The sequence below is a fragment of the Pseudarthrobacter sp. MOO13 genome (assembly GCF_058267655.1).
Genome location: NZ_CM177848.1, coordinates 1942934 through 1964024 on the forward strand (window position 1 = coordinate 1942934; position 21091 = coordinate 1964024).

21 protein-coding genes and 1 tRNA gene are annotated in these 21091 nt (G+C 64.9%); 5 read left to right on the forward strand and 17 right to left on the reverse strand.

The window, feature by feature from the left end; genetic code table 11:
- Positions 1–48 precede the first annotated feature (48 nt).
- The 11 genes from AC4EEO_RS09030 to AC4EEO_RS09080 all read right to left on the reverse strand — a co-directional run bounded on the left by AC4EEO_RS09030 (position 49) and on the right by AC4EEO_RS09080 (position 11405).
- Positions 49–444, reverse strand: a complete 396-nt coding sequence (locus AC4EEO_RS09030) for an FKBP-type peptidyl-prolyl cis-trans isomerase (RefSeq protein ID WP_018761348.1) — start codon at positions 442–444, stop codon at positions 49–51.
- Between the two features lie 66 nt (positions 445–510).
- The gene (locus AC4EEO_RS09035; RefSeq protein ID WP_491340287.1) at positions 511–1479 is read right to left on the reverse strand and encodes an FKBP-type peptidyl-prolyl cis-trans isomerase; all 969 of its coding nucleotides are present in this window, start codon (positions 1477–1479) and stop codon (positions 511–513) included.
- Positions 1480–1592: 113 nt separating this feature from the next.
- On the reverse strand, positions 1593–2957 hold the full coding sequence (gene pafA, locus AC4EEO_RS09040; protein WP_018761346.1) for a Pup--protein ligase: 1365 nt from the start codon (positions 2955–2957) through the stop codon (positions 1593–1595).
- Positions 2958–2966: 9 nt separating this feature from the next.
- Positions 2967–3677 (reverse strand): proteasome subunit alpha, encoded by a 711-nt coding sequence (gene prcA / locus AC4EEO_RS09045; RefSeq protein WP_491340288.1) that lies wholly within the window; start codon positions 3675–3677, stop codon positions 2967–2969.
- Position 3678: 1 nt separating this feature from the next.
- Positions 3679–4500, reverse strand: coding sequence for a proteasome subunit beta (gene prcB / locus AC4EEO_RS09050; protein WP_018761344.1), 822 nt, complete (start codon positions 4498–4500; stop codon positions 3679–3681).
- A gap of 80 nt (positions 4501–4580) precedes the next feature.
- The gene (locus tag AC4EEO_RS09055; protein ID WP_018761343.1) at positions 4581–4784 is read right to left on the reverse strand and encodes a ubiquitin-like protein Pup; all 204 of its coding nucleotides are present in this window, start codon (positions 4782–4784) and stop codon (positions 4581–4583) included.
- Between the two features lie 84 nt (positions 4785–4868).
- Positions 4869–6488, reverse strand: coding sequence for a depupylase/deamidase Dop (gene dop / locus AC4EEO_RS09060; RefSeq protein ID WP_491340412.1), 1620 nt, complete (start codon positions 6486–6488; stop codon positions 4869–4871).
- Between the two features lie 50 nt (positions 6489–6538).
- Positions 6539–8290 (reverse strand): proteasome ATPase, encoded by a 1752-nt coding sequence (arc, locus tag AC4EEO_RS09065; protein WP_018761341.1) that lies wholly within the window; start codon positions 8288–8290, stop codon positions 6539–6541.
- Positions 8291–8372: 82 nt separating this feature from the next.
- On the reverse strand, positions 8373–9437 hold the full coding sequence (locus AC4EEO_RS09070; protein ID WP_285318080.1) for a tRNA (adenine-N1)-methyltransferase: 1065 nt from the start codon (positions 9435–9437) through the stop codon (positions 8373–8375).
- A 101-nt stretch (positions 9438–9538) separates the two neighbouring features.
- On the reverse strand, positions 9539–10729 hold the full coding sequence (locus AC4EEO_RS09075; RefSeq protein ID WP_491340289.1) for a site-2 protease family protein: 1191 nt from the start codon (positions 10727–10729) through the stop codon (positions 9539–9541).
- Positions 10722–11405 carry an HAD family hydrolase gene (locus AC4EEO_RS09080; RefSeq protein WP_491330923.1) on the reverse strand — a complete coding sequence of 228 codons (684 nt, stop codon included), beginning with the start codon at positions 11403–11405 and terminating at the stop codon, positions 10722–10724. Before AC4EEO_RS09080 ends, AC4EEO_RS09075 begins: the two co-directional genes overlap by 8 nt.
- Before the next feature lie 199 nt (positions 11406–11604).
- Between AC4EEO_RS09080 and AC4EEO_RS09085 the strand changes: the two genes are divergently transcribed.
- A complete protein-coding gene (locus tag AC4EEO_RS09085; protein WP_018761337.1) occupies positions 11605–12510 on the forward strand; it encodes a PAC2 family protein in 906 nt (301 codons plus the stop codon).
- A gap of 78 nt (positions 12511–12588) precedes the next feature.
- Here the strand turns inward: AC4EEO_RS09085 and mshC are convergent, their stop codons facing one another.
- Positions 12589–13866 carry a cysteine--1-D-myo-inosityl 2-amino-2-deoxy-alpha-D-glucopyranoside ligase gene (gene mshC, locus AC4EEO_RS09090; RefSeq protein WP_491329962.1) on the reverse strand — a complete coding sequence of 426 codons (1278 nt, stop codon included), beginning with the start codon at positions 13864–13866 and terminating at the stop codon, positions 12589–12591.
- Between the two features lie 15 nt (positions 13867–13881).
- Entirely contained in the window at positions 13882–14715 is an 834-nt protein-coding gene (locus tag AC4EEO_RS09095) for an undecaprenyl-diphosphate phosphatase (protein ID WP_018761335.1), read from the reverse strand.
- Positions 14716–14766: 51 nt separating this feature from the next.
- On the opposite strand from AC4EEO_RS09095, the gene AC4EEO_RS09100 reads away from it, so the two are divergent.
- Positions 14767–15696 carry an aldo/keto reductase gene (locus AC4EEO_RS09100; protein WP_109044596.1) on the forward strand — a complete coding sequence of 310 codons (930 nt, stop codon included), beginning with the start codon at positions 14767–14769 and terminating at the stop codon, positions 15694–15696.
- Positions 15697–15744: 48 nt separating this feature from the next.
- Here the strand turns inward: AC4EEO_RS09100 and AC4EEO_RS09105 are convergent, their stop codons facing one another.
- Complete coding sequence (locus AC4EEO_RS09105; protein ID WP_491340290.1) at positions 15745–16023, reverse strand: hypothetical protein; 279 nt, start codon at positions 16021–16023, stop codon at positions 15745–15747.
- Positions 16024–16063: 40 nt separating this feature from the next.
- On the opposite strand from AC4EEO_RS09105, the gene AC4EEO_RS09110 reads away from it, so the two are divergent.
- Complete coding sequence (locus tag AC4EEO_RS09110) at positions 16064–16297, forward strand: DUF5703 family protein (RefSeq protein WP_018761332.1); 234 nt, start codon at positions 16064–16066, stop codon at positions 16295–16297.
- A 64-nt stretch (positions 16298–16361) separates the two neighbouring features.
- On the opposite strand, the gene AC4EEO_RS09115 is transcribed toward AC4EEO_RS09110, so the two are convergent.
- Both AC4EEO_RS09115 and AC4EEO_RS09120 read right to left on the reverse strand, forming a co-directional pair.
- On the reverse strand, positions 16362–17522 hold the full coding sequence (locus tag AC4EEO_RS09115; protein ID WP_491340291.1) for an acyl-CoA dehydrogenase family protein: 1161 nt from the start codon (positions 17520–17522) through the stop codon (positions 16362–16364).
- Positions 17523–17531: 9 nt separating this feature from the next.
- Positions 17532–18836, reverse strand: coding sequence for a M20/M25/M40 family metallo-hydrolase (locus AC4EEO_RS09120; RefSeq protein ID WP_491340292.1), 1305 nt, complete (start codon positions 18834–18836; stop codon positions 17532–17534).
- Between the two features lie 169 nt (positions 18837–19005).
- On the opposite strand from AC4EEO_RS09120, the gene AC4EEO_RS09125 reads away from it, so the two are divergent.
- Positions 19006–19088: transfer RNA gene (locus tag AC4EEO_RS09125), tRNA-Leu, on the forward strand.
- A gap of 120 nt (positions 19089–19208) precedes the next feature.
- Entirely contained in the window at positions 19209–20126 is a 918-nt protein-coding gene (locus tag AC4EEO_RS09130; protein WP_109044598.1) for an NmrA family NAD(P)-binding protein, read from the forward strand.
- Between the two features lie 129 nt (positions 20127–20255).
- Here AC4EEO_RS09130 and AC4EEO_RS09135 read toward each other — a convergent pair whose 3' ends face one another.
- Entirely contained in the window at positions 20256–20768 is a 513-nt protein-coding gene (locus AC4EEO_RS09135) for a DUF805 domain-containing protein (RefSeq protein ID WP_109044599.1), read from the reverse strand.
- Between the last annotated feature and the right edge of the window lie 323 nt (positions 20769–21091).

Genomic DNA, 21091 nt, shown 5'->3' on the forward strand with positions numbered 1-21091 from the left:
AAACATCCCCGTGCTGCCGCGCCTGTGGTTGGTGCGGTGTGCTGAAAGTCAGCGGACCCCGACGAGGTCCACAACGAAGATCAGCGCCTCGTTGGGCTTGATCGCTCCACCGGCTCCTCGGGAGCCGTATGCCAGTTCTGAGGGGATCTCGAGGCGGCGGCGGCCGCCGACCTTCATGCCCAGCAGGCCTTGGTCCCAGCCCTGGATGACCTGGCCGACGCCGACACGGAAGTCCAGCGGTGCGCCGCGCCCCCATGAGGCGTCGAACTCTTCGCCCGTGGACCAGGCCACGCCAACATAGTGGGTGGAGACGGTGTCGCCCGCCTGGGCTTCCCGGCCGTCGCCCTCAATGATGTCGGTGATGACCAGTTCCGTGGGGACGTCGCCTTCCGGAAAATCGATTTCGGGCTTCTGGCGGTCGAATTCCCGCTGTCCAAACGACATGCTTGCTCCTCTGCGTGAGTGTACTGGTGGGTGCCGCGAAAGGATGCGGCCTCCTTGTAAGTGTTGCTACTTGACCCCGAGGATGTCCACTACGAAGACAAGGTCACCCTTCGCCTGGCCCTGGCCGGCGTCGCCATAAGCCAGGTCCTTGGGGATGACCAGCAGGACACGGGAGCCTACCGTCTTGCCGGCCAGGCCCTGGGTCCAGCCTTTGATGACACCGGTCAACGGGAAGGTTGCCGGTTGGCCGCGGTCGAAGCTGGAATCAAACTTTGTGCCGTCGGCGAGGTTGACGCCAACGTAGTTCACGGTCAGGGTGTCGGATTCCTTGACGGTGGCGCCCGTGCCCTTGATCAGGTCCTGCGATACGAGGGATGTGGGCGCGGGGGCACCCGCAACGTTGATTTCCGGCTTACCGTCTTTTTCCGTCACGGTGGGCAGGCCGGGAGGCGGCGTCACGGTCTCGCCTTGGGGCTTGTCCAGGACGGGCGTGGAGTCGGCAGCGGAAATGACTTTGATGATCAGCAACTGGGTGGGATCAGCTGCAGCGCTCGGGCTGGGGCTGGCGCCGTCGGACGGGCTGGGGCTGGCTGACGGGGCACTTTGCTGGCCGGGGACGGCCAAGGCCAGGCTGGATCCGACCTTCGCGCCAACGAAGGCGTTGTAGATGACCGGGCTGCTGGTCTTGAGGTCGTCGGTCAGCTCGAGGCTCTCGGGCTCGCTGGGGAACGTGTCCTCCAGCTGGGATCCGTCGGTGCCGTTCAGGGCCAGGATCGAAATCTTGGCTACCTGGTTTGCCCTGACGGCGTCGCCGCTGCCTTGGGAAACGACCTTGATGGTCGGTTCAGTGACGGACAGGGGCTTGTCGAAGTCCACGCCCGGGGCCTTCTTGTCCCCGTTGTCCGTGAGTTTGAGGGAGTCGAACTTTGCAGTCTCCCCGGCGGACTGGCTGGTGGGCTCAGGCTGTGAAGCTGTGCCTCCACAGGCGGTCAGCAGCAGCAGGCCGGGAAGGAGGATTGCTAGTAGTCGGCGCACGTAGGAAACTTTCGTCGGGGCAAGATGGATACGGCATTCCGCATGGCAGCGGACAATGCCGTGGCAGGTCCCTTTAAAAGGACCTTATCCAGAATAGGCCCTGAAGCTGGACGTCAGCCCATAGAGTCGAGCAGGGCATCCACGCGCTCATCCACGCTGCGGAACGGATCCTTGCAGAGAATGGTCTGGTGGGCACGGTCGTTGAGCTTCAGGTGCACCCAGTCCACCGTGTAGTCGCGGCCCAACTCCTGCGCGCGGCGGACAAAGTCGCCCCGCAGCTTGGCACGCGTGGTTTGCGGCGGCGCGTCCACGGCTCCCTTGATGACGGTATCGTCAACGATCCGGCGCACGGCACCGCGGGACTGCAGCAAATAGTAGATGCCCCGGCTGCGGGAGATGTCGTGGTACGTCAGGTCCAACTGGGCGATGCGTGGCGCCTCCAGGCCCAGGCCATGGCGTTCGCGGTAGTTGTCCATCAGCTTCTTCTTGATGGCCCAGTCGATTTCGGTGTCGATGCTCCTGGTATCACCGGTCTCGATCGCGTGGAGGGTCCGTTCCCACAGGTCCAGGATTACTGGAACGTGCGGGTTGTGCGCGCCATGTTCCTGGACGAAAGCGGTGACCTTGGTGAGGTACTCCTGCTGGATCTCCAGGGCAGTAAGCTGGCGGCCGTTGGCGAGCCGCACGAGTGCCCTGCCGCTGAGGTCATGGGAAATTTCGCGGATGCTCCGGATGGGGTTTTCCATCCGCATGTCGCGCATGATCACGCCTGCTTCGATCATCCGCAGGACCAGGTCCACGGTGCCCACCTTCATGAGCGCTGTGGCCTCTGACATGTTCGAGTCCCCGACAATGACGTGGAGCCGACGGTAGAACTCGGCATCCGCGTGTGGCTCGTCCCGGGTGTTGATGATGGGGCGTGACCGGGTGGTTGCGGAGGATACGCCCTCCCAAATGTGGTCGGCACGCTGGGAGAACGCGTAGGTGGCTCCGTGCGGCGTCTTGAGGATTTTTCCGGCCCCTGCGATGAGCTGGCGGGTCACCAGGAAAGGGATCAGGATCTCCGCGAGGCGGGAGAATTCCCCGCGCCGCGGGATGAGGTAGTTCTCGTGGCTGCCGTAGGAGTTCCCGGCGGAGTCGGTGTTGTTCTTGAACAAATAAACGGTGCCGTTGAAGCCCTCCGCCGCGAGCCTGGCTTGGGCTTCGTCCACGAGGTCGTCGAGGATCAGCTCGCCCGCGCGGTCATGGGCGATCAGCTGGGCAAGGTCATCGCACTCGGCGGTGGCGTACTCGGGGTGGGATCCAACATCGAGATAGAGCCGGGAACCGTTGGTGAGGAAAACATTGGATGAGCGTCCCCAGCTGACCACCTTCCTGAAGAGGTACCGCGCCACCTCTTCGGGAGCAAGAGGCCTCGAATCGGGGCTTGAATACGAGATCCCGAATTCGGTTTCGATACCGAAGATTCTCTTGTCCATGTGGTCCTCCTAGGCCAGCAATGCCGTAATGTCCGCGTCGTTCAGCCTGCGGAAGGCGCGCCGTGTCCCGCGGGAGATTTCGGAACGCCTGTCCAGGACCGCCACTTCGAGGGCGCTTGCGGGCAGCGGGGTGGGCGGTTGGTCCGTGTCCGCGGCGGGGGTCAGCCCTTTCAGGGCCAGGCGGACGGCGTCGGCAAACCCCAAGGAGGCCTGCCAGCCGGCGCCGATGGCGGAGGAGACTTTCTCGGCCTGCCCACCCATGACGACGAAGCTGTGTTCGTCTGCGATCGAGCCGTCGAAGGTCAGGCGGTACAGGTGGTCGTCGGCCTGGGTGGGGCCCACCTCGGCGACGGCAAGCTCCACCTCGAAGGGCTTTTGCTCGGCGGTGAAGACTGCTCCGAGGCTTTGCGCGTACACGCTGGCCAGCCCGCGGGCGGTGACGTCCTCGCGGTCATAGGAGTAGCCGCGAACGTCGGCGTAGCGGACACCTGCCTGGCGGAGGCTTTCAAATTCGTTGTATTTCCCTACGGCTGCGAAAGCGATCTTGTCGTAAATCTCGCCGATCTTGTGCAGTGAGGGGGAAGGGTTCTCGGCGACCAGCGCGATGCCGTCCGCGCAGCTGATCACTACCACCGAGCGGCCGCGGGCGATGCCCTTCCGCGCGAAGTCCGCGCGGTCCTTCATCAGCTGTTCAGGCGAGACATAGAACTGCTGCGTCATCTCAGGCCTCCCGTCCGGCGATGGTGCGGGATTCGATGATGTTCCGCGACGCGGCCGATAGTTCGGCGTCCGGAACCCGCCGGGCGCCCGTCCTGTCCACGGTATAGACCACCGGCCACAACTGCCGGACGGTATCCGGACCGCCGGTGGCGGAGTCATCATCCGCCGCGTCGTAGAGTGATTCCACGGCCACGGACAGCGCCTCGGCGGCGGTGAGGTTGGGCCGCCAAAGCTTCTTCAAGGCCCCGCGGGCGAAGACTGAACCCGAGCCCACCGTGTGGTGTTCGTGTTCCTCGTACCTGCCCCCGGTGACGTCATAGGAGAACAACCTGCCCACGTTGGCGCCAGTGTCGAAGCCGGCGAAGAGCGGTACCACTGCCAGGCCCTGCAATGCCATGGGCAGATTGCCCCTGATCATGGCGCCCAGCCGGTTTGCCTTTCCCTCAAGGCTGAGCTGGGTGCCCTCGATCTTTTCGTAGTGCTCAAGTTCAACCTGGAAGAGCCGGGTCAGGTCGATAGCAATTCCTGCGGTTCCGGCGATGCCAAGGACCGAGAAGCGGTCGGCGGGGAAAACCTTCTCAATGTGCCGGCTGGCAATGACGTTTCCCATGGTGGCCCGCCGGTCGCCCGCCATCAGGACACCGTCGGTGTAGCTCATCGCTACGATCGTGGTGGCGTGGGGAACCTGCACGGGGGCAGCCGCTGACGCGCTGCCGGAGAAGGACCGGCTAAAGGGCAATAGCTCCGGCCGGTCCCGCTGCAGATGCTCGGTAAAGGACGAGGTGGCGTTGGCGGCTACCTGGTTGGCGGTTGATTCCTGCACTCATCACTCCTTGAACGTGGTACCTCAACGTCGGTACAGATTCCGGCCGGCCGCGGCTTCCGCCACCCATCGGGTCCGGGTTACTGGCCGCCCTTTTGGACGAAGGCCCGGACGAATTCTTCGGCGTTCGATTCCAGCACGCCGTCGATTTCATCCAGGAGGTCGTCCACGCCTTCGGTCGACGCCGATGCCTGCGCCTCGGGCGGTGCCGGGGGTGCCTCGGGAATGTCGTCTTCGACCTGGCTGTCACGTGACTGCGGCTGCTGTTGCTCCTGGCCTGCCATCGGTTTCCCTCCTCGTTCTTCCGGCGGATCCGGCGGATCCTCCGATATCCCCATCCTGCCACGGGACGGGCATTCCGGCGCGGTTTACGCCGCAGGCGGAGTGCTGTTGTGTCCCAGCAGTTCTCCCAGGAACGGTCCGGCTTCCCGGTAGCGCTCAAACAACGCTCCGGTCAGCTCTTTGGTTCCCCTCAAGGGCTCCCGGGTGGGCACGCGTTGGAGCCGTCCGTAACCCGGTACGTCGAAGATCACCGAATCCCAGCTGGCGCCCACGACGTCCTTGCCGAAGCTGCTGATGCACTTGCCGCGGAAGAACGCCCGCGTGTCCTCCGGAGGCTCCGCCACTGCGGCGGCGATGGCGGCGCCATCCACCACACGCTGCATCCGGCCCCTGGCGAGCATGCGGTAGTACAGGCCTTTTTCAGGCCTGATGTCGGACCACTGCAGATCCACCAAGCCGAGCCGGGCATCACTCCATTCCAGTCCATCGCGTTGCCGGTAGCCGTCCAGCAGGGAGAGTTTCGCCAGCCACTCCACCGACCCCGCAGCCGCGGTGCGGTCGTTGTCCAGCTGCGTCAGGACGGTAGCCCACCGTTCCAGGACGTCGTGGGTGTGGCCGTCGCCATCCACGGCGTCACCCACGCCGGTGTCCTGCGCAAGTTTTGCGGCGGCCTCGTGGTACATCCACTGAAGGTCCAGCGCCGTCACCCGACGGCCGTCCAGGAGGCGCAGCTTGGCGGTCAGCGACGTGTCGTGGCTGACCGTCTTCAGTGCGGTAACAGGCTCGTAGACCTCGATTTTTGGTGCCAGCCCGGCTTCGATCAGGCTGAGGACCAGGGCGGTGGTACCGAATTTGAGGTAGCTGGACACCTGGCTGAGGTTGGCATCCCCAATGATCACGTGCAGGCGCCGATACTTGTCCGCGGTGGCGTGCGGCTCGTCCCGGGTGTTGATGATGGGCCTGCGGATGGTGGTTTCCAGCCCGACTTCCGCCTCAAAAAAGTCGGCCCGCTGGCTGACCTGGAAACCGGGGACTGAACTGTCCTGGCCCAGTCCCAAGCGTCCGGCTCCGCACACCACCTGACGGCTGACGAAGAAGGGTGTCAGTCCACGGACAATGTCGCCAAATGGTACGGATCGGGGCATGAGGTAGTTTTCATGCGACCCATAGGAAACGGACTTGTTGTCGGTGTTGTTCTTGTAGAGATTGACCGGAGGAAGGGCAGGGTCGGCTGCCAGGCGCCGGACAGCGGCCAGGACGACCATGTCGCCCGCTGCGTCCCAGGCCACGGCATCGCGCGGGTTGGTGACCTCGGGGCTTGAGTACTCCGGGTGGGCATGGTCAACGTACAGCCGTGCCCCGTTGCCAAGGACCATGTTCATTAACAGGGACCCGGACTCGTCCTGGCCGTCGAGCTCAAGTTCCTCACGGCCGTAGGCCAACGCTACGGACTCGGCGTCAAGCACCGGTGGCTGGTCGGTCAGCTGGCTGGGATGCGCCGATCCGCGGTCCACCGTCCAGCCCCGGGCATCGTGCAGGGGTTCTTCATCCGTGTAGTCCCACCGGGTTTCCGCTCCCCCGGCGGCCCGCTGCCGGGTGACCTGGGCATAGGCCTGGACAACGCGGGCACTCATCATGGTGGCGTTGGCCGAGGGTGCCGAGGGAGCATGGATGCCGTATTCGGTTTCCGCTCCCATCACCCGCATGGCCCCGCCGGCAGGGAGGGCGTCCCCGACGGCGGGTCCTGATGCACCCGTCACAGATACTGTCCCGTGGTGGGCATGGTTTCGATCGACTTCCCGGGCTCCTGCCCGGCTTTGCCTTGGACGATGGTTCGGATGTAGGTGATCCGTTCGCCCTTCTTCCCGGAGATGCGCGCCCAGTCGTCAGGGTTGGTGGTGTTGGGCATGTCCTCGTGTTCGCGGAACTCATCCACCACGGCGCGCAGGAGATGTTCGATCCGCAGTCCCTTCTGGTGCGAGGTCAGCAAATCCTTGATGGCGTACTTCTTGGCCCGGTCCACCACGTTTTGGACCACGGCGCCCGAGTTGAAGTCCTTGAAGTAGAGCATTTCGGTATCACCGTTGGCGTAGGTGACCTCCAGGAACTCGTTGGACTTGTCCGTGGAGTACATGGCTTCGACGGTGCGCTGGACCATGGCGTCTACCGTCGCCTGGACGTCACCGTTGTGTTCGGCCAGGTCCGATTCGTGGAACGGCAGGTCGGGTGTGATGTATTTGTTGAAGATGTCTGCGGCGGCTTCCGCGTCCGGGCGCTGGATCTTGACCTTCACGTCCAGCCGGCCCGGCCGGAGGATCGCGGGGTCGATCATGTCTTCACGGTTGGACGCACCGATCACGATCACGTTGTCGAGGCGTTCCACGCCGTCGATCTCGCTGAGGAGCTGGGGCACGATGGTGGTCTCGACGTCGGACGAAATCCCGGTGCCGCGGGTACGGAACAGCGAGTCCATCTCGTCGAAGAAGACCACTACGGGGCTGCCGTCGGAAGCCTTTTCACGGGCGCGGGAAAAGATCAGCCGGATGTGCCGTTCCGTTTCGCCCACATATTTGTCAAGGAGTTCGGGCCCCTTGATGTTGAGGAAGTAGCTCTTGAGATCCACGTTCCCGGACCGCTCTGCCGCCCGGGCGGCGAGGGAATTGGCCACCGCCTTGGCGATCAGCGTTTTGCCACAGCCGGGGGGACCGTAGAGGAGGATGCCCTTGGGGGCCTTCAGCCCGTGCTCCCGGTAGAGGTCCGGATGCAGGAACGGCAGTTCGACTGCGTCGCGGATCTGTTCGATCTGGGGCCCGAGGCCGCCAATGTCCTCGTAGGTGATGTCCGGAACTTCCTCAAGGACCAGGTTCTCCACCTCGGAACGCGGAACCTTTTCCAGCGCATATCCGGTGCGTGAATCGATGGAAAGGGCATCGCCGACCCTGAGCTTTTCGGCCAGGAGGGCACCGGACAGGCGGACGACGCGTTCTTCGTCCGCACGGCCCACCACCAGGGCGCGGTCGCGTCCCAGCATCTCCTTCAACGTGGCGAGCTCGCCGGCCCGCTCATAGCCGAGCCCGGCGACGATCAGGAGCGCCTCGTTAAGCAGTACTTCCTGCCCGACCGCCAGCTGGTTGATGTTGACCAAGGGGCTGATGCCCACCCGCATCTTCCGGCCGGCATTAAAAATGTCCACTGATTCCTCGGTGGCGGCCTGTCCGCTGCTGCCCGGGGCGGGTTGCCGTTTGGGATTGATCTGCAGGATGGTGCCGAAGCTGTACGGCGGCTGTCCTTCCTGGTCCAGGGCGTTCTTAAGCCGCAGGATTTCCGCTTTCGCGGTCTCAAGCATGGTGACCAGCTTGGTGTTGTTCTGGGTTGCCGCTGCGAGCTGGCGGTCGATGTGCCTGAGCTTGTCCCGAAGTATGTTGACCTGGCGGTCAGCAACCGAGAGGTCGTTGGCGGCAGACTGCTCTGCCGGTGTACGTCCGGAGTCCTGGTTTGGAGTCTCCATGATGTATCAGCCCCTTCCTGCGCTTCTCTTAAGACATTAGTCCCAAGAAGGCGGGTAGGGATGGAGACTCCCGAAATATGGACTAGTTCGTAACCTCGGGGGTGTCCACGACGTTCGTGCCGGCAATGGCGTCGCGGGCGGCCCGGCGGAGTTTCTTGTCCGACACCGCCCGCTCCCCTACGGCACCGGGGGTCCAGGCATTGACGTCTTCTTCGTTGAATTCGGTCTTCGAAGGACGGCGCTTCACGGAGATTCCGGTGACCCCGTCGGCCAGCCGGCGGCTGACCAGGAGGAACCCGGTGTGGGCCACCATGCGGTGGTCGGGGCGTACCGCCAAACCTTCAAGGTGCCAGCCGCGGACCATTGACTCCCAGGCATCGGGTTCCGTGAAGCGCCCGTCGGCGCGGATGGCCTCAGCCGTCCGGGAGAGCTGCGTGACGGTGGCGACGTAGTTGATCCACACGCCGCCGGGGGCGAGGACCGTGGCCACGGCGTCGAGGCATTCCCACGGTGCCAGCATGTCCAGGACCACCCTGTCGACGGAGCCGGGGGCCTCGGCCTTGACCACTTCCTCCTGGAAGTCGCCGAGCGAAATCTGCCACGCAGGGTGCGGGCCGCCGAAGATGGTTTCCACGTTGCCGCGGGCGATGTCGGCGAATTCCTCGCGGCGCTCGAAGGAGTGGAGGTAGCCGTTGTCGCCGACCGCACGCAGGAGCGAGATGGACAGGGCACCCGAGCCGACGCCGGCTTCCACCACGCGGGCGCCGGGGAAGATGTCCGCCATGGTGACGATTTGGCCCGCGTCCTTGGGGTAGACGACAGCGGCGCCGCGCGGCATGGAGAGGACGAAGTCGGAAAGCAGCGGGCGCAGTGTCTGGTACTGCTGGCCCACATTGTTTACCACGACGGAGCCATCCACCTTGCCGATGATCTCGTCGTGATTAAGGAAGCCGCGGTGGGTGTGGAAAGCGCCGCCACGCTCCAGGGTGATGGTGTTCATCCGGCCGCGTTCGTCGGTCAGCTGGACGCGTTCGCCCTCGCGGAAAGGGCCGCGGCGACGGGCGGCTCCCACCGGTTGCGAGCCGCTGGCGGCAACACTGGATGGTGCTGCACCCTTGGCGTCGTTGACGGCAGTTTCGCTGCTCATGATTTTTCCTCGCTCCTGTAAACCTGGTGGTGCCGCGCTCCCCTGGTCCCTCGGGGCGCCAGTTGGCGTTGGCGGCGGCAATGCATGACCGGCAGGTAACTCTACCGGTTCTGGCCCTGAGGGGAGCTATTGTTCCGCGGACTCTTGCCGGTGATGGTTGCGAGGACGGCTTCCTGAGTCAACAGTCCGGTGACCTGTCCATTGTGGTCCACCACCGCATAGTGGCGGCCCGCAACCTGGGACAGGAACTGGACCAGCTCCTGTCCCTTGGACCACTCGGGAACGTACGCGCCGCCCGCGAGCGGGAAGGAAACGGCATCAACCGGCGTCGAATCCGCCGCGGCAGCGGGGACTGACTGGAGTGCCTCCGGGTCCACCACGGCTTGCGGCCGTCCGTCCGGTCCGCAGACCACCACTGCCCTTGCCCCTCCCTCCGAGAGGCGCAGGGCGTCTCCGGCGGTTGCGGTCGCAGGCAGGCCGGCAGCGGGCATGGACAATGCCGCGGCACTGACCAGTGGGAGCCTGCCGCGCAGTGTCCCTTGTTGGATGGACGCCGACGCGCCCATCCACAGGAAGCCGCCAACAAGGATGGTGATCATCAGGAAACTGAAGTCGGGGCTGTCACCGGCAAGGAAGGGGCGTACCAGGAACCAGTAGGCGATGGCGAGGACGATGATCCGCCCGCCCCAGCCGGCGGCAACGGTGCCCTTGGCCTGGCTGCCGGTGGCTTTCCAGACGATGGACTCGACCATCCGGCCCCCGTCCAGCGGAAGGCCAGGAAGGATGTTGAAGACGCCGATGAGGAAGTTGGCCCACATGAAGATGTTCGTCAGGATTTCGGCGACGCTCCCCAGGCTGTTGTCGCCCAGCACCAGCCACGCGCCCCCGGCCAGGACGAAGTTGGCCGCCGGTCCGGCAAGGGCCACCACTACCGAGCGCCCCGGGGAAGCTGTGAAGCTCTCGAACTGGGTGTGGCCGCCCCAGAGGTTCAGGACGATTTTCTGGGTGGGCCAGCCGTAGATTTTCGCGGTGAGGGCGTGGGCCAGTTCATGCACGAGCACAGAGATCAACAGCAGGACGGCGTAGGCGAAAGCGACGAAGTATGCACTGGCGCCCAGCACGGGGTTGTTCCGTGCCAGTACCGGTCCGTACACGATCACCGTGAAGGCCGCAATGACGAACCATGAGTAGGCCAGGACCACGGGGACGCCGGCGATCCGCCCCAGCGGGATCCCTTCGCGGCGCCCGGGGGCCTCCTGGCCGGTGCCAGGCTTCGTGCTGTGCTCAGCCAAGGGGATCACCCGACGCGGGTGCCGCGAGGCCTTGGGGACCCGCACCCACCAGCAGGGCTTCCAGCTCTCCCAGTGACCGGCCGGCCAGGGAGTCCCAGAGCTCGTAGCTCTCATGGTCGGGCAGGGGAACGATGTGCGGCACTGCCACCGTTGCGACCCCGGAGGCAACCGCTGCAGCCACGCCCGGCACGGAATCTTCCAGCGCGACGCAATGGTGGATGCCGAGCTCGGGATCGGCTTCCTGCAACAACTCCACTGCCGTCAGGTAGGCCTCCGGATGCGGCTTGCCCTGGGTAACGGTGTCACCGGTGACCAGCACGTCGAAGTAGGGCCTGGGAAGGTTGGCCACCACCTCCCGGGCCAGTGGACCTTCGGACATGGTGACCAAGGCGCACCGTACCCCGGCTTGGTGGAGTTCTTCCAACAGCTCACGGGCACCGGGCCGCCACGGCACCTGCTGCTGGACGCTGCTGATGACCTGGGCCGTCAGGGCGTCGATGATGTCGCGGATTTCCAGCTCCACACCCGCCTGCTGCAACAGTCCGGCAGAAAAAGTCAGTGACTGTCCAACCAGCTGCATGGCCTGCTGGTGGCTCCAGGTTCCTCCGTGCGCCTCAACCAGTGCCCGCTCGGCGGCGATCCAGTACGGCTCGGTATCCACGATGGTCCCGTCCATATCCCAGAGGACGGCCTTGAGCGGTGAACTGGCGGCAGGTATTGACATATAGCCAGTCTACGGGGCGTGGCTGGGCGGAGGCTGTGGGCTACGCCCTTGGCGAATATGACGCGGCAGGGGTGCCACAAGGACGGGTTTACGGGGATTTGCGGCGCTTCAATCCATGCACGACCAAGCACCTTGGACGTAGGGTGAAGAAATGAATAGCTTCGAGGGAGCCACGGCGGAAGAGGGTGCCGGACCCGAGCGGGAACGGTTCCTCCAGCCGGTGGCAGACGGACAGCGCGTAACGGTGATGCTTGCCGCCTTTGAAGGGTGGAACGACGCCGGAGAAGCGGCCAGCGATTCGTTGCGCTACCTGAACAAATTGTGGGGCGGCAAGAAAGTCGCCTCCATCGATGCTGACGAGTACTACGACTTTCAGTTCACGCGCCCCACCGTCCGCAGGAACGCGGCAGGCGAACGGAAGATCAAGTGGCCTTCCACCCGGATCTACAAAGCCAGCGCGCCAAATTCCAATGTGGATGTCATCTTTGTGCAGGGCACCGAGCCATCCTATAAATGGCGCGCCTACACCGCTGAGCTGCTGGTTCATGCGGAAGCGCTGCACGTGGATTACGTGGTCCTCGTCGGAGCGCTCCTGGCGGATGTCCCGCACAGCCGCCCGATTCCGGTGAGCACGTCCTCCGACGACGCCCCGCTCCGGGAGCGGATGGACTTGGAAGCGTCCCAATACGAAGGGCCAGTGGGCATTGTCGGCGTGCTGTCCGAGGTGTCCCTGCTGGCAGGCATTCCCACCGTGTCCTTGTGGGCTGCCGTACCGCACTACGTGGCCCAGGCACCCTCGCCCAAGGCCCAGCTCGCCCTCCTGCACCGGATCGAGGAACTCCTCCAGGTGCCCCTGGATACCCATGAGCTGGCCGAGGAGGCCGAGGCGTGGGAGCGCGGGGTGGATGAGTTGGCCACGGAGGACCCGGAGATCGCCGCCTACGTGCGCCAGTTGGAGGAAGCCAAGGACACCGCCGATCTGCCCGAAGCGAGCGGCGAGTCCATTGCCCGGGAATTCGAGCGGTATTTGAAGCGGCGGGGCCAGGACAGGGGCTGAAACCCGCCGGACGCGGAAAGGGCCTGGCCCGGAGGAATCCGGGCCAGGCCCTTTTTGTGCCGCCCGAAGCGGAGTTCGTTACAGCTGGATGCCCAGGAGGGCGTCCACCGCGTCCTTGACCAGGGCGGCGTCGGCGGCGCTGGCAGCAGCGCCGGCATCATTGGCTTTGCGTGCCCACCGGGATACGGCGGCAACCGCTGCGGGCGCGTTGAGGTCCGCTGCCAGCGCTTCGCGCATCTCGGCCAGGAGCGCCGTCCCCGAACCTGCGGGGGCATGCTGCAGGGCGGTCCGCCATGCCGCGAGGTCTGCCTTGGCCGCGGAGAACCCTTCATCCGTCCACGACCAGTCGGAACGGTAATGGTGGGACAGGATCGCCAGCCGGATGGCAGCCGGGTCCTCGCCGGCGGCACGGAGCTTCGAAACCAGCACCAGGTTGCCTTTGGACTTGCTCATCTTCTCGCCGTCCAACCCCACCATGCCGGCGTGTGCGTAGTGCTTCGCCAGGGGGACTCCAGCCAGTGAGTAGGCGTGGCCGGCGCCCATTTCGTGGTGCGGGAAGATCAGGTCGGAGCCGCCGCCCTGCACGGTGAATGGTGACGGGAGGTACTTCTGCGCAATGACGGTGCATTCGATGTGCCAGCCGGGCCGGCCTGGGCCCAGGCTTCCACCGGGCCAGCTTGGTTCGCCGTCCCGCGCCACCCGCCACAGCAACGGATCCAGGGCCTGCCGCTTTCCGGCGCGCCCCGGGTCGCCGCCACGTTCGGCGAAAAGCTCCAGCATGGCGCTTTCACCCAGGTGGGAAATGGCGCCCAGTGCCCACGCGTCAGGTGCGGTTGACTGCTTGCCGGCTGCTTCGACGTCGTAATAGACGTCTCCGTCGGGTTCGCCGTTGCTGCCGCCCACTGTGTAGGCCAGGCCCATGCTCACCAGCCGTTCCACTTCGGGCACGATCAGCCCGATGGACTCAACAGCGCCAACGTAGTGGTCCGGCGCCAGGACGTTGAGGGCTTCCATGTCGGTCTGGAAGAGCTCCACCTGTTGTGCGGCCAAATCGCGCCAGTCAACCCCGGTGGCGGTGGCGCGCTCGAGCAGGGGGTCGTCCACGTCGGTGACGTTCTGGACATAGGACACCTCGCTGCCGGCGTCGCGCCACGAACGGTTCAGCAGGTCGAAGGCGACGTAGCTGGCGGCGTGACCCATGTGGGTTGCGTCGTAGGGGGTGATGCCGCAGACGTACATGGAGGGCCTGGCCTCCGGTTCGAGGGCGACTTCGCGGCCTGCCGCAGTGTCGAACAGCCGGATGGCGGGCATGTTTCCGGGCAGGACGGGAACGGGGCGGGAAGTCCAGGATTTCACAGGTAAAGCCTAGTCCTAGGCGCTGATGACGTTGAAACCGAGGAGGAGGTAGAGGGCGAGGCCAAGGAAGATCCGGTACCAGACAAACAGCCTGTAGCTGCGGGTGGAGACAAACTTCAGGAACCAGCCGATGATCACGTACCCCACCACCAGTGCGATCACGGTGGCCAGGGCGGTCTCCGGCAGACCGAACGGCCCCGTAATGCCTTCCTTGGTGACCACTTTGTAGAGCTGGTAGAGCCCGCTGCCGAAAACGGCGGGGATGGCGAGCAGGAAGGAATACCGGGCGGCGGCCTCACGGGTATAGCCCATCAGGAGTCCGGCGGTAATGGTGCCGCCGGAGCGTGACACGCCCGGGATCAGGGCCATGGCTTGGGCCAGGCCGTAAAAGATGCCGTGCTTGTAGGTCAGGTGGGCCAGGTCCCGCTTCTGGGCGCCGATGGCGTCCGCCACGGCGAGGATGAGGCCAAAGACAATCAGCATGGTGGCAACGATCCACATGCTGCGCAGGACCGATTCGATCTGGTCCTGGAAGAGCAGCCCCAGCACGATGATCGGCAGGCTGCCCAGAATCACCAGCCAGCCCATGCGGGCATCGGGATCCTGCCGCGGCACTTTGCCGGCCAGTGAGCCTGCCCAGGCTTTGACGATGCGGACAATGTCACGCCAGAAGTAGATCAGCACGGCTGTTTCTGTGCCCAGCTGGGTGATGGCCGTAAAAGCTGCACCCGGATCCTGCGCGTTGGGAAGGAATTCCCCCACAATCCGCAGGTGTGCGCTCGATGAAATCGGTAGAAATTCGGTCAGTCCCTGCACTAGGCCCAGCAGGGCCGCTTCAAACCAGTTCACGCTAAGACCCTACGGCATGGCGGTGGCGCTTCTGCCCGTAAGCTTGCTGCTATGCAGCAGCGTTACGTCGGCAACAGTGGATTGCGAGTTTCAGCCCTCTCCCTGGGCACCCGTTCCTGGGGCCGGGAGACCGACGAGCAGGACGCCTCCGAGATGCTGCGGACGTTCCTTGGTGCGGGCGGCCGGCATGTGGACACGTCCGCGTCCTACGCTGGCGGGGGCTCCGAAGCGATCCTGGGCGCGCTGCTGGGCGACGTGGTATCCCGCACGGAAATTTCCATCTCCACCAAAGCGGGAATGACGACGCCGGATGGCCGGCGCGCCGTGGATACCTCACGGAATGCGATGCTCACCGGGCTGGACGCCAGCCTGGCCAGGCTGGGCACGGATTACGTGGACCTCTGGTTCGCCGAAGAGTGGGACGGAAACGTTCCCCTCGAGGAGACGCTGGCAGCACTGGAGTTCGCTGTCCGGTCGGGGCGGGCCCGGTACGCCGGGATCTCCAATTTCAAGGGCTGGCAGGCGGCTAAGGCTGCGGCGATCAGCAGCGTTCCGCTCGTGGCCGCCCAGGCCGAGTATTCGTTCCTTAACAGGTCGGCGGAATCGGAACTCATGCCGGCCCTCGAAGACGCCGGGCTGGGCCTGATGGCCTGGGGTCCCCTGGGCCGGGGTGTCCTCACGGGCAAATACCGGGGCAGCATTCCGGCCGGTTCGCGCGGCGCCTCCGCGGGCGAGGCCGATTACGTGGAGCCCTACCTGGAAGAGAAGCCGTCCCGCATCGTGGACGCCGTGTGCATGGCAGCCAACGGGCTGGGACGTTCACCGCATGATGTCTCATTGTCCTGGCTGCTGTCCCAGCACGGCGTCGCCACAGTTGTTGTCGGGGCCCGCACGAACGTGCAGTTGAAAGAGATCCTCGACGCCCAGCTCTCCCCGCTGCCGCCCCAAATTGCCAGGGCGCTGGAAGACGTGTCCGCCTAGCGACCCACCACCGGGATCCCGCGGGCTCCAGAGTCTTTCCCCGCTGCGCTATTCCTCCACAATCTCCAGGTCTTCGTCGTCGTCCACGTCGGCTTCATCATCGTCGTCTTCATCATCGTCGTCTTCATCGTCGAACACCTGCAACGGGGTAACTTCGTTGTAGGCCTCATAGAGGGCGTCTTCATAAACTTCGAACGCATCTGCAACTGCAAAAAAGGCTGCCTCCACGGAGGGGTCACCGTCCCCGCGCCGGTTCGATGCTGCTATAAGGTGTTCTTCCAAAGCGGTGGTCAGGGACGAAAGCGCGACACGCGGATCGATGCTCATGACTTCACGTTAGCCGGAAAAGGACGAAAATGGAGAGCAAATGAAGGAGCAATTTCTCACCAGCTCAGTCCAGCGGGAGCGGGACTATTTACGGCAGTACGAATACCTCGTACTGACGCTCAGCCCTGAGGATTCCCTGCCGGAGGCGCGGCGCCGCCTGGTGGAACACTCCGAGTACGGCAAGTGGGAATTGGAACGCAGCAAGCTTTACATGGGCGGCGGCCGGCGGTTTTGGCTGCGCCGCCGGGTCATGCAGGTCCAACGCACCGTGTAGGGCGGGCTTTGGGGAACCAGCGGCCCTTGGGGGAACGAACAGGAGCAGGTGCCCCGCGCCGGGGTTACTCCTCCAGGGGACCGAGCCAGGCGTTGGCGACGGTGTTGTGGGCTGACTCATCATCGGAAGGGTGGAACATGCCGGCCAGCACGTCCCTGTACAGCCGCTCCAGTTCGGAGCCCCTGAAGTAGCTGGATCCGCCGCTGACCCGGATGGCCAGGTCCACTACCCGCCTTGCGGTTTCGGTCGCATTCACCTTCAGCCCCACCAGCTTGGGGAACCACTGGGACCCGTGATCAGCCAGCGCGTCGACGTCCGCCGCCACGGCGTCCAGCTGGGGGTAGAGCGCATCCATGGCCATGGCCGCTTCGGCGACTTTCCAGCGGATATCGGGGTCCTGGGCGTAGCTGCGTCCGCCGTTCTTGAACGATGTGCGCCGCTTTGCCGTCTCCACGCCCACTGTCAGGGCACGCTCCCCCAGCCCCGTATAGACGGCGGCGAGGAGCGTCTCGAAGCAGGCGAAGATGGCGAAGATGAGGGGATCGGCGTTGGGCCCCACCGGCAGCTTCCGAAAGATCCGGTCCGCCGGTACTGCCGCGCCTTCCAGCACCGTGGTGGCGGACTGGCTGGCCCGCATGCCCAGCGTGTCCCAATCGTCAAGGATCCGGTAGCCCGGCGATCCGCGGCGGATGAATCCATGGACAAGCTCTCCCGCTCCATCCCTGGCCGCAGGGTCCTTGCCGAAGATCCCGAGGCGGGTCCAGGCAGGCGACAAGCTCGTGAAGATTTTCGTTCCGGTAAACGTGTACCCGCCGTCCGCGGCCGGCGCCGCGATGGTCCGTGAGTCAAAGAGGACGGAGTCGTTGCCCGCCTCGGAGTTGCCGAACGCAAACACTTCGCCCTGCGCGGCTTCTTCCAGGACAAAGGACAAGGAGTCGTCGCCCCGGGCGGCCAGGACATGTGCGACGCCGGTCCAGACCAGGTGCATATTGACTGCCAGTGCGGTGGCGGGGGCAGCCGTTGCCAGCCTGCGCTGGCACTGCGCCGCCGCCCGGAGCCCAAGGCCCGGACCGCCGTCGGACGCCGGCACGAAGAGCTTCAGGTATCCCGCAGCCGCCAACTCCTCCAAATCCTCGTGGAAGAAGGCGTTGTCCCGGTCGTAACCGGCCGCGCGTTGCCGGATCCGCTCCAGGAGAGCGTCCGGCAGCAGCTGTTCCGGAGTCACAGCCGTCCCCTAGTAGTTGGTCAGCAGGGTGTTCAGCACCCGTGCGCCGAATTTGAGGGAATCGGCCGGGACCCGCTCGTCCACCCCATGGAACATACCAGTGAAGTCGAGCTCGTCCGGAAGCATCAACGGTGCGAAGCCGTAGCCGGTGATCCCCAGCCGGCTGAGCGACTTGTTGTCCGTGCCACCGGAGAGGGTGTAGGGCAGCACTTTGGCGCCCGGGTCCTCCTTGTGGAGGGCATCGATCATGGAGTCCACCAAATTCCCGGCGAAGGGAACCTCCAATGAGACGTCGTTGTGGACATAGCTCACATCCACGCCGGTGCCGGCGAGCTCGCGGACGATTTCCAGGACCTGCTGTTCCTGGCCGGGCAGCGTGCGGCAGTCGACAAGGGCTTCGGCTGACTCCGGAATGACGTTGTGCTTGTAACCGCCCTTGAGGAGGGTGGGGTTGGTGGTGTTCTGCAGGGTGGCGCCGACGAAGCGGGCCACGGTGCCAAGCTGGTCCAGCAAGAGGTCCGGGTTGTCGGCGTCGAACTCCACTCCGGTGAGTTCAGTCACTCCGTCAAGGAACTGGCGGGTCGTGGGGGTGAGCTCGATGGGCCATTTGTACTCGCCGATGCGGGTGACAGCCGCGGCCAGTCGGGTGATGGCGTTGTCCGTGTTGATCTGCGAGCCGTGGCCGGCCCTGCCATGGGCCACCAGCCGAAGCCAGGAGATCCCCTTCTCGGCGGTTTGCAGCAGGTAGGTGCGCTGGCCGCCGATGGTGGCGGAGAAACCGCCCACCTCCGAGATTGCCTCGGTGGCGCCCTCGAAGAGTTCGGGACGGTTGTCCACGGCGTACCGGGCGCCGTAGACGCCGCCGGCCTCCTCATCGGCGAAGAACGCAAAGATGATGTCGCGCTTGGGCTTCCTGCCGTCCCGGGCGAAGCTGCGCATGACGGACAGGATCATGGCATCCATGTCCTTCATGTCGACGGCGCCGCGTCCCCAGATAAGCCCGTCCTTCAGTTCCGCGCCGAACGGGTCCACTGACCACTGGTCACACAGGGCGGGCACGACGTCCAGGTGGCCGTGGACCACCAGGGCGCTTGCCGAAGGGTCCTCCCCCGCCAAGCGGCTCACAACACTGGCGCGGCCCGGGGCGGATTCGAAGATCTCCGCGTCCAATCCCACTTCCTCGATCAGCCCTGCGGTGTATTCAGCAGCTGCCCGCTCGCCCGGACCCGATCCGTCACCGTAGTTGGACGTGTCCATCCGGATGAGTTCCTGGCAAATCCGGACAACTTCATCCTCGGGCAGGACTTCAGGCATTGGTATCTCCTTGGTAGGGAATGACTGGGTGGCACGAGCTGAACCGCTGTCCTCAGCCTACCCATTCGGCCCGATTCGTTCTTCCCGAAAAGTCATGTTAGAGTTTTTCTCGCTGCTTCGGAGAGGCGCGAAACGCTGAAAGGCGGGACGGCTTCCCGAAATACCACCTGCGCGGGTGGCGGAATGGCAGACGCGCTAGCTTGAGGTGCTAGTCCTCGAAAGGGGGTGGGGGTTCAAGTCCCCCTCCGCGCACATTGGGAAACCCCGGAAAATCAATGATTTTCCGGGGTTTTTCTGTATCCGGGCAACCCCAGGCGATTCCCGGGGTTCCTTACCGGCGTCGCACCACCAATCCCACCGGGAAGGCAGGCCATGACTACCAGTACCGTCCTTGTCGCCGGAGCCACCGGCGATCTCGGCCAACGCATTGTTCGTGAGCTGCTGCGCCACGACACGCTCGTCCGGGTCCTTACCCGTCCCGGGAGCGGCAGGGCGCAGAAAGTCTTCGGCGGGGCGGATCGCGTGCAGGTCCGCGAGGCCGTCTACACGGACCACGCCGGCCTCGTCTCCGCCCTGTCCGGCGTCGACACGGTCATCTCGGCTGTCAGCGGGGCGCGTCCGGTCATCATCGACGCGCAAAGGTCGCTCCTCGCAGCCGCCATCGAGGCAGGTGTGGCGCGGTTTATCCCGTCGGATTACTCCGCCGACTACCGTCGCGTCACTCCCGGCAGCAACCGGAACTTCGAGCTCCGCCGTGATTTCGCCGCGGAACTCGACGCCGCTCCCCTCCGCGTGACGTCCGTCCTGAACGGTGCGTTTGCGGACATGCTCACCGGGCAGGCGCCCATGATCCTGTTCTCGCGCCGCCGGGTCCTCTACTGGTCCTCAGCCGACCAAATCCTCGACTTCACCACCAAAGATGATGTGGCACGCGTCGTCGCGCTTGTCGCGCTCGACAAGGCCGCACCCCGGGTTGTCGAAGTGGCCGGTGACCGGGTCACTGCCCGTTCCGTTGCCCGGACCATGACCGAACTCACGGGAAAGCCCTTTGCGCTGCAGTGGGCCGGAACCACCGGGACCCTGTCGGCGATGGGCAGGATCGGCCGCCGCTTCTCGAAGGACAGGGAGGGAGCCTTTCCGGCCTGGCAGGGCATGCAGTACTTCTTCAGCATGTTCAGCGGCCAGGCCGAACTCCGCCATGTCGACAACCACCGGTACGGGCCGCACCGGTGGACTTCGGTCCGCGATGTCCTCCAAGGTCACCTGGCACAGACAACGGCCGATCGCTGATCCCAAACGCTGCAGCCGGCACCTGCCGCCACCCGGGAATGCGACGGGCCCAAGACATGAAAGAGGGGAAGACCATGGTGGTCTTCCCCTCTTCCTTACCCCCGCCTTTCCGGCGGGCCGGCAGCTGGGTTATTGAGTGGGCTGGTCGAACCGCTGCCCGGCCGGGTCCGGCCCCATGAGGGTGAAGACCAACAGGATGATCGCTCCCGCGAACGGAATGAGTCCCAGCAGGATCAGCCAGCCGCTCTTGTTGCTGTCATGCAGGCGGCGGACCGTCAGAGCCAGCGACGGGACGATGGTGGCCAGGCCCCAGATCATGCCCAGGATCAGTCCGACAACTGCTCCAGGACCCAGCTGCGGAGCGCTGCCGTAAGTCGACGTTGACGCCACCATGCCGGAGCTGATGATGATGTTCAGGACGATGCCGACGATGACGGCGACGAGCGTCCACCACCAGTATTCGCTCCTGCTGGCCCGGCCGGAGAAGGCTGCATACTTCTTGAAGAACCGCTTGACCGCCACCGGGAACGGGGCGCCATAGTAAGGGGCCCAGAGCGGGGGTTCCCCGCCGGGCCAGGACTGCTGGGACGGATACTGCTGCGGCGGATAGGGCTGCTGCGACGGGTATTGCGGATAGCTCAAGGTTTCCCCCAGGTGTCAGAAGTGACTGGAACGTGCTCATCGTACTGTCGATGCGGTCGAAATAGCCTGCACAGGGGTAACAATTTTCCCAATTTTCCCCGGAACAACAAGGATACGGCCGCTCCCGGAGATACCGCCGCGGGCCGCGTCCATGGGCTAGTTTGGGAACGAAGCGCCCTGCCCCGGGGCCCCGACAAGGAGCGCCGATTGGACAACATCGCCCGCAAGTGGTTTTTGAGCAGGTCCGAGCGCGGAAATCCTGCCAGTGCCGTGCAAGCGTTGAACGACGGATCACCAGCGTGGTCAGAGGGAAACCTGGTGCG

Coding starts and splice junctions, on each gene's coding strand:
- AC4EEO_RS09030 (WP_018761348.1), bottom strand. CDS start 444: ATGTCGTTTGGACAGCGGGAATTCGACCGCCAGAAGCCCGAAATCGAT.
- AC4EEO_RS09080 (WP_491330923.1), bottom strand. CDS start 11,405: ATGGACGGGACCATCGTGGATACCGAGCCGTACTGGATCGCCGCCGAG.
- dop (WP_491340412.1), bottom strand. CDS start 6,488: ATGCGGGTGATGGGAGCGGAAACCGAATACGGCATCCATGCTCCCTCG.
- arc (WP_018761341.1), bottom strand. CDS start 8,290: ATGGAGACTCCAAACCAGGACTCCGGACGTACACCGGCAGAGCAGTCT.
- AC4EEO_RS09130 (WP_109044598.1), top strand. CDS start 19,209: ATGACTACCAGTACCGTCCTTGTCGCCGGAGCCACCGGCGATCTCGGC.
- AC4EEO_RS09085 (WP_018761337.1), top strand. CDS start 11,605: ATGAATAGCTTCGAGGGAGCCACGGCGGAAGAGGGTGCCGGACCCGAG.
- AC4EEO_RS09120 (WP_491340292.1), bottom strand. CDS start 18,836: ATGCCTGAAGTCCTGCCCGAGGATGAAGTTGTCCGGATTTGCCAGGAA.
- AC4EEO_RS09055 (WP_018761343.1), bottom strand. CDS start 4,784: ATGGCAGGCCAGGAGCAACAGCAGCCGCAGTCACGTGACAGCCAGGTC.
- AC4EEO_RS09105 (WP_491340290.1), bottom strand. CDS start 16,023: ATGAGCATCGATCCGCGTGTCGCGCTTTCGTCCCTGACCACCGCTTTG.
- AC4EEO_RS09100 (WP_109044596.1), top strand. CDS start 14,767: ATGCAGCAGCGTTACGTCGGCAACAGTGGATTGCGAGTTTCAGCCCTC.
- AC4EEO_RS09070 (WP_285318080.1), bottom strand. CDS start 9,437: ATGAGCAGCGAAACTGCCGTCAACGACGCCAAGGGTGCAGCACCATCC.
- AC4EEO_RS09110 (WP_018761332.1), top strand. CDS start 16,064: ATGAAGGAGCAATTTCTCACCAGCTCAGTCCAGCGGGAGCGGGACTAT.
- prcA (WP_491340288.1), bottom strand. CDS start 3,677: ATGACGCAGCAGTTCTATGTCTCGCCTGAACAGCTGATGAAGGACCGC.
- pafA (WP_018761346.1), bottom strand. CDS start 2,957: ATGGACAAGAGAATCTTCGGTATCGAAACCGAATTCGGGATCTCGTAT.